Here is a 9082-nt window from a genome sequence, read left to right on the forward strand (position 1 = left end):
CTGTTTTAATCACAATTATATTTCGCGCAGATTTAGCAGATATTCGCAGAAATAATTTAAACCAATTCTTCAACACGTCCTCCCTAAAACAGCATAAAAATTTTCGCATCCCGCTGTGGCGGGATTATAAGTTTTGAAGGAAGTATTCTAACCCCGCCACAGCGGGGTGGGGAATTTTTTGTGCTAAAGATCCTATCCCCCCGCCCCCCTTCCCTTCTTTTAATAAAGGGAAGGGGGAGCAAATTGTGCCGCTTTGCTGAGTTTTACTCTGAGATGTTAAGATATTTTGCAATTTTTTTTACAATCTTTGCGCACTTTGTGAATGCTTCGCTCTTACCAAAGTCTCGAGCTGAAGCTCGAGTTACGTCTGAAGCGGGATTCAGAATGACATGCCAGCACAGTCCTTCACTGCCTGGGCACAACTTGTCCCTTCGCAAAATAATTCGTAATTCGTAATTTTTAATTAAAATTAATTCTTTGCCTGTCCGGTGGCCAGACGGGCCTGTCAGGCTGGTGCTGCCAGACTGGCCTGTCCGGTGCCAGACGGGTGACCTCTGTGGTTTCTAAAGGTTTCGACTCTGCTGTCTTAGGATAACGGAGCTGCACTCACTTCCAGTTGCGTTGAATGGAACATTTTTTAAATTAACGGCCAGAGAGATTAACATCCTGAAACGCATTGCCGGAGCTACCATGAAATACGCACAGAATCCCTGGAAGCGACTCTCTTCCAGATTAGTTTACCAGAACGAATGGATACGCCTGCGGGAAGATCAGGTTCTTACCCCCAGCAATACTAAAGGAATTTATGGGGTGGTGGAACCTTACCCGGCCATTGGCGTGGTGCCTTTCACCGATGATGGTTGCACATTCCTGATCGGCCAATACCGTTACACGCTGAATATTTACAGCTGGGAAATTCCGAAAGGAGGCGGCCAGGTCGATGAATCCATTCTGCAAGGCGCTCAACGGGAGTTAATGGAAGAAACCGGCCTCACGGCGTCTAAATGGGCTTATTTGGGTAGCGCCTACACATCCAATTCCTTTACCAACGAAACAGCCTACCTTTTTCTGGCCTGGGATTTGAAAAGCGGAAAAACCAATCCCGATCACACCGAGCAACTGGAAGTGCGCAAAGTAAAATTTACAGAAGCCTGGGAAATGGTGGACAGTGGGATTATTAAAGATGCCATGTCCATTATTGGCCTGCTAAGAGCAAGAATGCTTCTGGTAAATTGGGGCTGGCTTAAAGAAGCGACCTGAAAGAGAACCTCTTATTTCGGTTTGCCGCGTAAAAAGACGCTCAAAAATCTCAATTCCGGCACATTTTCAAAAATAATGGTCATGGTGGCCAAAATGGGAACCGCCAGAATCATACCGGCCACACCCCACAAATAGCCCCAGAAGATTAAGGAGATAATCACCATCAAAGGACTGAGGTTTAGTGTGCGGCCCATTAAACGCGGTTCAATCAAATTGCCCATTGCGGTTTGCAATATGGTCAAGGCCAGCAACATCCAGAAGGCCCTGGAAAATGACCCGAACTGCACCAGGCTGAACAATACGGGTAACAAGGATGCAATAATGGAGCCAATATTGGGGATAAAATTAAACAGGAAGATTAAAAACCCCCAAAAAATGGCAAAATCAAGGCCAAAGGCCAGAAAGATCAAAATACTGATCCCGCCGGTCAAAAAACTAACAATGGTTTTGGCCCCCAGATAGCGTTGAATTTGCGTGGTAATGCTATTAAGGATGGAGATGACCTGCTCAGCCTGGTTATGATCAAAAGCCAGCCGGATTTTGGTGTCAATATTCCGCTTGCCCATCAAAAAGTAAGCCAGAAAAATAATGACGATGACGGTCTTGAACAAAAAGGTAAAAAAGGAGCCAACACTGCTCAGCACCCCTTCGGCAATGTTCAGATTTTTAATCGCAGAAATCCAATCGATCTGTTTCCAGGTAGAACGATCCAGGTACACCTGATATCTGGATTGTTCCAGAATATGGTTAAATTTCATCAAGAAACTATCGATGGATTGAATCATGCGTTCCTGGTAGCGGGGGAACTGATCGACAAACATTTGAACATTGGCGTAGACTAATAAACCCAGCAAATAGAGAATGACGAAGGACAAAATCAGCGTGATAATAACCGCCAGAAACATGGGAATTTTGTGGCGTGTAAAAAAGGCAACGATCGGCTCTAAAATAAAGCCAAGGAAAAGGGCGATTAGAAATGGCAGAATAATCGATCGTCCGATGTACAATACCCAGACAATCAAAAAGACAATAATCAGACTAAGTGCAATGTTAATGAATTTAGCGCTGAAATTTCCGTCTCTCTGATCGATCATAATTCCCCGATGGTTTCGTTCAGTTTTCCGGTGGCTGCCAACCGCTTTAAAAACTCTTTTAAAATAGCTTTGCCCCTGTCTCTGGAATAAAATTGCCGAATTTTTTTGATGACTTCAACTTTTTCCACTTTCCCTTGCTGAATCGACTTACGATGGTTTTCAAATATCCGTTGAGCTGCTTGAGGTCGTGGTCCGAAATGGAAGAGGTAATTCCCCTCTTCATCCAGCACAACAACCACCGGGATGGCTCGCCCGCCATTGGTCAAAAACAGATCCATCAATTCCGGATTTTCATCTCTTAAGGCTATACGAATTTCAGCCTTTTTGTTTTCAAAAAATTTCTGCAAAACAGGCAAAATAGCCGTTGAGTCTCCGCACCAGGGCTCTGTAATGACCAGAATTTTTAATTCTGGCAGATCCATCTGCGCATAATCGTCCACCTCTGCCCTGTTGTAATGCAACTGGTGCAGCTTCTGTTGCTCGCCTAAAATGGGCAGGTATTCCTCTAAGGTCAATGCCTTTTCAAATTCAGATTTTAAGTTCATCAATGTCCGATCCATACGGTTTTAATGTTGACAAATTCTTTAATTCCATAATGCGACAACTCACGGCCATAGCCTGACCTTTTAATTCCACCAAACGGCAAACGGGGATCGGATTTGACCAGACCGTTAATAAATACGGCTCCGCTTTGAATTTCTCTGGCCAGGGTTTTCCCCTTTTCGATGTTTTGCGTCCACAGGCTGGCCCCTAAGCCAAATTGTGAATCATTGGCTACGGCAATGGCTTCATCTTCGTCCTGGACGGGAATGATGGCTGCCACAGGGCCAAAGGTCTCCTCCTGGTAAACGGGCATGCCTTTTTGCACATCGCTCAGAACGGTTGGCTGGTAGAAATTGCCCGGGCCTTCCACAGCTTTACCGCCCAGTAACAGGCGTGCGCCCTGTTTTACAGATTTTTCTACCTGATTGTGCAAATCGCGCACCAGATCCGGTCGGGCCAACGGGCCCACATCCGTTGATTCATCAAGCGGATCGCCTACTTTTAAAGTTCGCATTTGGGCTGCCATCTTCTCTTCAAAGGCAGGGAGCAAGGCCTCGGCCACAATAAAGCGTTTGGCTGCAATGCAACTTTGCCCGGCGTTGATCATTCTGGCCTGAACCGCGGTTCGCACTGCTTTGTCCAGATCGGCGTCCTGCAAAACGATGAAGGGATCGGAACCGCCCAGTTCGAGGACGGTTTTTTTAATTTCCCGTCCGGCCATCGCCGCAACGGCTGCCCCGGCCGGCTCGCTCCCGGTTAATGTGGCCGCCTGAACATGCGGATCACTTATGACCTCCGGAATCAGGTTAGCCTTAATTAACAGGGTACGAAAGAGGTTTTCCGGAAAGCCCGCCTCCCGAAATATCTGTTCGATGGCCAGCGCGCAACCCGGCACATTGGAGGCGTGTTTCAGAATGCCCGCATTGCCGGCCATTAAAGCCGGTGCGGCAAAACGAAAAACCTGCCAGAAAGGAAAATTCCATGGCATGACGGCCAGCACAATCCCTAAAGGTTCAAAAGCAACGTAACTTTGTTGGGCATCGGTTTCGATGAATTCGTCTCTTAAAAACTTTTCAGCATTTTCTGCGTAATAATCGCACACCCAGGCACACTTCTCTACTTCAGCGCGTGATTCGCGAATAATTTTACCCATTTCCTGGGTAATCAGCCGGGCAAACCCTTCCTTTTTCTTGCGTAAAATATGGGCTGCATTTTTCATTAAGGCCGATCGTTGAACCAGCGACACATGGCGCCAGGCATGAAATTCTTCCTGTACCTGGCTGATTATTTCCTTGACTTCCGGCAAAGTGTGTTCCTGGTACGTCTTGATCACCTCATTGTTAAAAGGATTGATGGAATGCATTGCCTGCTTCCTCCCACTTAAATGACGTGGAATAACCTCAGACTATCGTAAAGCAGATAGCCGGCTATCACAAACAAAAAAATGGCCAGACCATGAACCAGATAATTAAAAAATTGCGTCGGTATTTTGTCCTTATGACGTTTCAGAAATCCGGTTAATAGGTAGAACCAGATCACCGTGCCAAAAGCTACGGAAAGGGCGTAGTCCAGACTATTGATAATTTGCAGAAAGGTATCGGGCCTGGCCTGCTGCTTGTTCTGCTCCATCTTCTCGACCAGGTCGGTGGGTTCCTTTTCCTGAAAAACAGCCTGGTCTCTGATCTCTTCCACATTATTCAGGAAAACGTATTCCATGCCACCGACGTTAATGCCGTTGGCTGCCACAAAAGAGAGAATGACAAAAGAAGAGATCATCCAGCCAAAAATGATGGTTGGATTAAGAAAATTGACAAAAAAGCCGGTGTACAGTCCGTGATGGTGTCGGATATTCTTAATTAATTTTGTTTGGACAACCTCGTTCTCCGCATGATTTCCATTTGTGATCTTAATATGGTACCTTAACAGTTTGATGGCCTGAATAAAGATGAAGAAGGCACCAATCAACAGAATGTAACTTACGACCCACTCATTTTCGGTGAGCAATTTTGTAAATCCAAAAACCAGAATAAAGATGTAAATAAAATCGGCAATGGCTCCGCCGATGGCAATGTACATGGCCCGCTGGCGATGGTCATGTAACGTATTGGAAACCACCAAAATGCTAATCGGACCGGCAACCGGCATGGAGAATATGAATCCCACTACAAAGCCAATGGTCGTTAAAGCAATTATCGTTTCAATCATCGTATTAAATCCAGAATTTATTAAAATGATTTATTGCGCCAATCCCTTTTCAGCAAACCATAACGAATAATACTGAAATATTGGCCATCCTTGTATTTTGCCTCGCGTAAAGTCCCTTCCACTACAAACCCGGTTTTTTCAAATAAGTTTCTGGCCGGCGTATTAAATTCGTACACTTCTGCTTCCAGACGGTGCAAATTGAGTTGTTCAAAAGCGAATTGAATGATTGCGGCCAGGGCATTGCGCCCCAATCCCTGTCCTCTGAAATCGGGCAGGATCCAAATTGTGATTTCAGCCTTGCGATTAAACCAGCGTATGTTCACCAGTTCCACTACACCGGCCACTTGTTCATTCACCTGAATGGTGAACGACATCTTATCCGGCATATTCACCGGATACCAGTTCCGTTCGCTCAGATTCTGCCACTCAGGCAGCCGTTTTTTCAAGGATTTCATCCGTTCCGTATCATCTTCCAGCACAAGCTGAAAGCGCTTACTGTCTATCCGCATTCTTCTGTACTCCTCACCGGGATGAATGGCACAAGATTCAGCACACGGTACAAAACCGGCGCGGTGGCGATCACAAAAACGGCAAATGCAGCGCCGCCAATCACATCAATAACGTAGTGATAGCGTAAATAAACAGTCGAGAAGATTAAGCTGCTGCCAATGATCAGCAACACATAAAAATATTTGCGATGGTATCTGGCCGCAAAATACATGGTCAATAACGTAATCTCGGTATGCCCGCTGGGGAAAGCGTCACGTTGAATGTTTTCCAGGGTATTTAAAAGGTGTTGTAAGCGTTCGGCAAAGCCCAGCCCATGGAGCGGAAAGCTCTGGAGATAATCCAGAGTAAAACGGGGACCAATGGCCGGCACCATGAAGTAGCCCAGATAAGAGAGGTAGAAGCCATAAACAATGATGAAAGCGAAATAATCAAATTCTTCCATGTAATGGCGGCGATACAGCAAAACAGCTAAAGCCAGAGGTAAAAAATAGAAACTGGTGTAAACCAATTGCAAATATTCGGTTAAAACAGGATGGTGCCATTGTTCCAACCAGACGGTTGGATTTACACCAAACAGATTTTGATCGATCTGGATTAGAAGGTAATCCAGGTCATGTGGCCGAACATTGTGGACAATGAAGTGCAGTTCCGAAAAGTTAAACAGGATGATGGGAACGAGATTCCAGACGCGAATCCAGTTTAATATTCGTCCGCCCCCCAATTGAGGAAGCCATAACAGGAAGGCCACAATGGAGAGGTGGATCAAAATCAGTAGAAATCCATTGGTAATTTTGGGATAATTAAATAAAATAACGCTTAAAATAATCAACTGATAAATAATCGTCGCCTTATCGGCTGCGCGCAATTTTCCTTCGTAATATTTTAAGGCATCCAAGATTTTCTAAGCTCCACTTACATTCAACTAAAACAAGACCATCTGCACCGATGTCTGTTCTTTTAAAACAATTCTGTTCTGCCCACAGGGCAATATTACAAATTACAGAGGAATATTTCCATGTTTTTTTGCCGGATTAGAATCCACCTTATTTTGCAACATATGCAAAGCCTGAACAATGCGTTGACGTGTAAAGCGCGGTTCAATGACCTCATCCACATAGCCCAGCTCAGCGGCCAGGAAAGGGTTGGCAAATTTTTCGCGATATTCTTTTTCTTTCTGAGTCAGCATTTGTTCGGGGTCCTCAGCATTGCTGATCTCTTTTTTGAAGATAATTTCGGCCGCCCCTTTCGGCCCCATAACGGCGATTTCTGCGCTTGGCCAGGCCAGATTAACATCCCCGCGGATGTGTTTGGAACTCATCACATCATAGGCGCCACCGTAAGCTTTTCGCACAATCACCGTTACCTTGGGCACGGTTGCTTCAGAAAAGGCGTAGAGCAATTTGGCCCCGTGACGAATGATGCCGCCCCACTCCTGATTGGTTCCCGGTAAAAAGCCAGGAACGTCTTCAAAGGTGATGATGGGAATGTTGAAGGCGTCGCAGAAGCGCACAAAACGCGCGCCTTTAATAGAGGAATCAATATCCAGCACACCGGCCAGATGCTCCGGCTGATTGGCGACAATACCGACCGGAAAGCCATCGATGCGGGCAAAACCAACAATGATGTTTTTGGCATAATCGGCATGGATTTCAAAAAAACTGTCTTTATCGATTACTTTTTGAATAACCTGATGCATGTCGTATGGTTGATTGGGATTTTCCGGAATAAAATTATCGAGTTCTTCAATCAAACGGTTTGGGGCGTCATTGCTTTCGATTTTTGGCGGATCTTCCAGATAATTGGAAGGCAAGTAAGAGAGCAGTTTGCGGATGCTTTGTAAACATTCCACATCATTTTCGCAGGTTACGTGGTTTACGCCACTTTTGGTGGCATGGGTTTCTGCGCCGCCCAATTCTTCGTAACTGACTTCTTCATGGGTAACTGTTTTAACCACATTAGGCCCAGTAACAAACATGTAACTGGTGTGTTTAACCATAAAAATGAAATCGGTAATAGCCGGCGAATACACAGCGCCTCCGGCGCAGGGTCCCATTACAGCAGAAATCTGTGGAACCACACCGGAGGCCAGAGTGTTGCGTAGAAAAATTTCGGCGTAGCCTCCCAGACTGCGCACTCCTTCCTGAATTCTGGCTCCGCCTGAATCGTTTAAACCGATAATCGGCGCCCCAACTTTCAACGCCTGATCCATTATCTTGGTAATTTTCTGGGCAAAGGTTTCGGAAAGGCTACCACCAAAAACCGTAAAATCCTGTGAAAAAACAAAAACCAAACGTCCGTCAATATAGCCGTAACCGGTGACCACACCATCCCCCGGAACACGTTGTTTTTCCAGACCAAAGTCGCGTGTACGGTGCTTGACCAGCATATCCATTTCCACGAAGGAGCCTTCATCTAAAAGGATTTGGAGACGTTCGCGGGCCGTCAGCTTACCTTTTTCATGCTGCCGTTTTATTTTCTCTTCCCCGCCCCCTTTTACAGCCAGGGCTCGCATCTGTTGCAATAGCTTTAAATTTTCCTTATAAGACATATACTCCCCCTACAGATTTTCTATTAAGCCGTTTTCTTTAAAACTAAAATAATCATTCTGGGTAATAATAATGTGATCGTAAATAGGGATATCCAGAATCTTCCCGCTTTCTACTAATTTGCGTGTAATATCGATATCGGCTTGAGAAGGCCTTTTTTGACCGGAAGGGTGATTGTGCAGCACAATGATCCCCTTAGCCAGATAACGGATGGCGGGATTGAACACCTCGCGCGGATGCACCAGCGAAGCGTCCAGAGTTCCCTGGGTAATGCGGAAATCCTGGATGCGCTCCAGGTTGTTGTTCAACAAAATCACATAAAAGGCTTCCTGCTTTAAATGGCCCAGAATGGGCTGGTAGGCCCGGGCCACCTTGGCTGGTTCGCGGAAGGCCACAATCTCACGTTCGGCCATCTCCTTTTGCAGGTTGCGGTACAATTGAAAGGCCGCCATTAAGGTGACCGCTTTGGCCGGCCCAATGCCTTTAACCTGCTGCATTTCTTTTAACGAGGCGTTGCTCAGCGCTTCCAGGGAACCGAAAGCGCGCAACAACTTTTTAGCCAGTTCCACGGCATTGAGACGCGTGGTGCCCTGTCCCAGCAAAATCGCAATCAATTCGGCATTACTGACCGCGTCCACGCCAAAGCGCATCAGTTTTTCGCGCGGCCGCTCATCCAGCGGCCAATCGGTAATGCGCGCCTTGAAATGCTGTGGCTCGTTAATGCGGTTCATTTTACCCCCGATTTTGATGCACGAGATGTTTAAAATTCCCGGAATTGAGAATCTTTTCGTTTTTGAACCAGGATTTGCATGATTTCAGGATTACCAGGATTAGGTTCTCTGTTTTTTTTCAACATACTCAGCTTTCAATACGAAAAACCGCAATTCGAGAATAAAAATCATGGTAATCTTGTAATCCTGGCAA

The 9082-nt window shown here is 45.9% G+C and carries 9 protein-coding genes; 1 reads left to right on the forward strand and 8 read right to left on the reverse strand.

The window, feature by feature from the left end:
* The first annotated feature begins 621 nt into the window (after positions 1-621).
* A complete protein-coding gene (locus ACWB0I_RS10925; RefSeq protein ID WP_479388097.1) occupies positions 622-1260 on the forward strand; it encodes an NUDIX domain-containing protein in 639 nt (212 codons plus the stop codon).
* A gap of 11 nt (positions 1261-1271) precedes the next feature.
* Here ACWB0I_RS10925 and ACWB0I_RS10930 read toward each other — a convergent pair whose 3' ends face one another.
* The 8 genes from ACWB0I_RS10930 to radC all read right to left on the reverse strand — a co-directional run bounded on the left by ACWB0I_RS10930 (position 1272) and on the right by radC (position 8889).
* A complete protein-coding gene (locus ACWB0I_RS10930; RefSeq protein ID WP_479388098.1) occupies positions 1272-2354 on the reverse strand; it encodes an AI-2E family transporter in 1083 nt (360 codons plus the stop codon).
* Positions 2351-2899 carry a thioredoxin family protein gene (locus ACWB0I_RS10935; protein WP_479388099.1) on the reverse strand — a complete coding sequence of 183 codons (549 nt, stop codon included), beginning with the start codon at positions 2897-2899 and terminating at the stop codon, positions 2351-2353. Before ACWB0I_RS10935 ends, ACWB0I_RS10930 begins: the two co-directional genes overlap by 4 nt.
* Entirely contained in the window at positions 2899-4260 is a 1362-nt protein-coding gene (locus ACWB0I_RS10940) for an NAD-dependent succinate-semialdehyde dehydrogenase (RefSeq protein ID WP_479388100.1), read from the reverse strand. Before ACWB0I_RS10940 ends, ACWB0I_RS10935 begins: the two co-directional genes overlap by 1 nt.
* Positions 4261-4277: 17 nt before the next feature.
* Positions 4278-5102 carry a LysE family translocator gene (locus tag ACWB0I_RS10945; protein ID WP_479388101.1) on the reverse strand — a complete coding sequence of 275 codons (825 nt, stop codon included), beginning with the start codon at positions 5100-5102 and terminating at the stop codon, positions 4278-4280.
* 20 nt (positions 5103-5122) lie between these two features.
* Positions 5123-5611, reverse strand: coding sequence for a GNAT family N-acetyltransferase (locus tag ACWB0I_RS10950; protein ID WP_479388102.1), 489 nt, complete (start codon positions 5609-5611; stop codon positions 5123-5125).
* Positions 5602-6507, reverse strand: a complete 906-nt coding sequence (locus tag ACWB0I_RS10955) for a phosphatase PAP2 family protein (protein ID WP_479388103.1) — start codon at positions 6505-6507, stop codon at positions 5602-5604. The genes ACWB0I_RS10950 and ACWB0I_RS10955 overlap by 10 nt, the downstream gene beginning before the upstream one ends.
* 102 nt (positions 6508-6609) lie before the next feature.
* Entirely contained in the window at positions 6610-8160 is a 1551-nt protein-coding gene (locus ACWB0I_RS10960; RefSeq protein ID WP_479388104.1) for an acyl-CoA carboxylase subunit beta, read from the reverse strand.
* Between the two features lie 9 nt (positions 8161-8169).
* Positions 8170-8889 (reverse strand): RadC family protein, encoded by a 720-nt coding sequence (gene radC, locus ACWB0I_RS10965; protein ID WP_479388105.1) that lies wholly within the window; start codon positions 8887-8889, stop codon positions 8170-8172.
* Positions 8890-9082: the final 193 nt, after the last annotated feature.

Source organism: Caldithrix sp. (genome assembly GCF_056497305.1).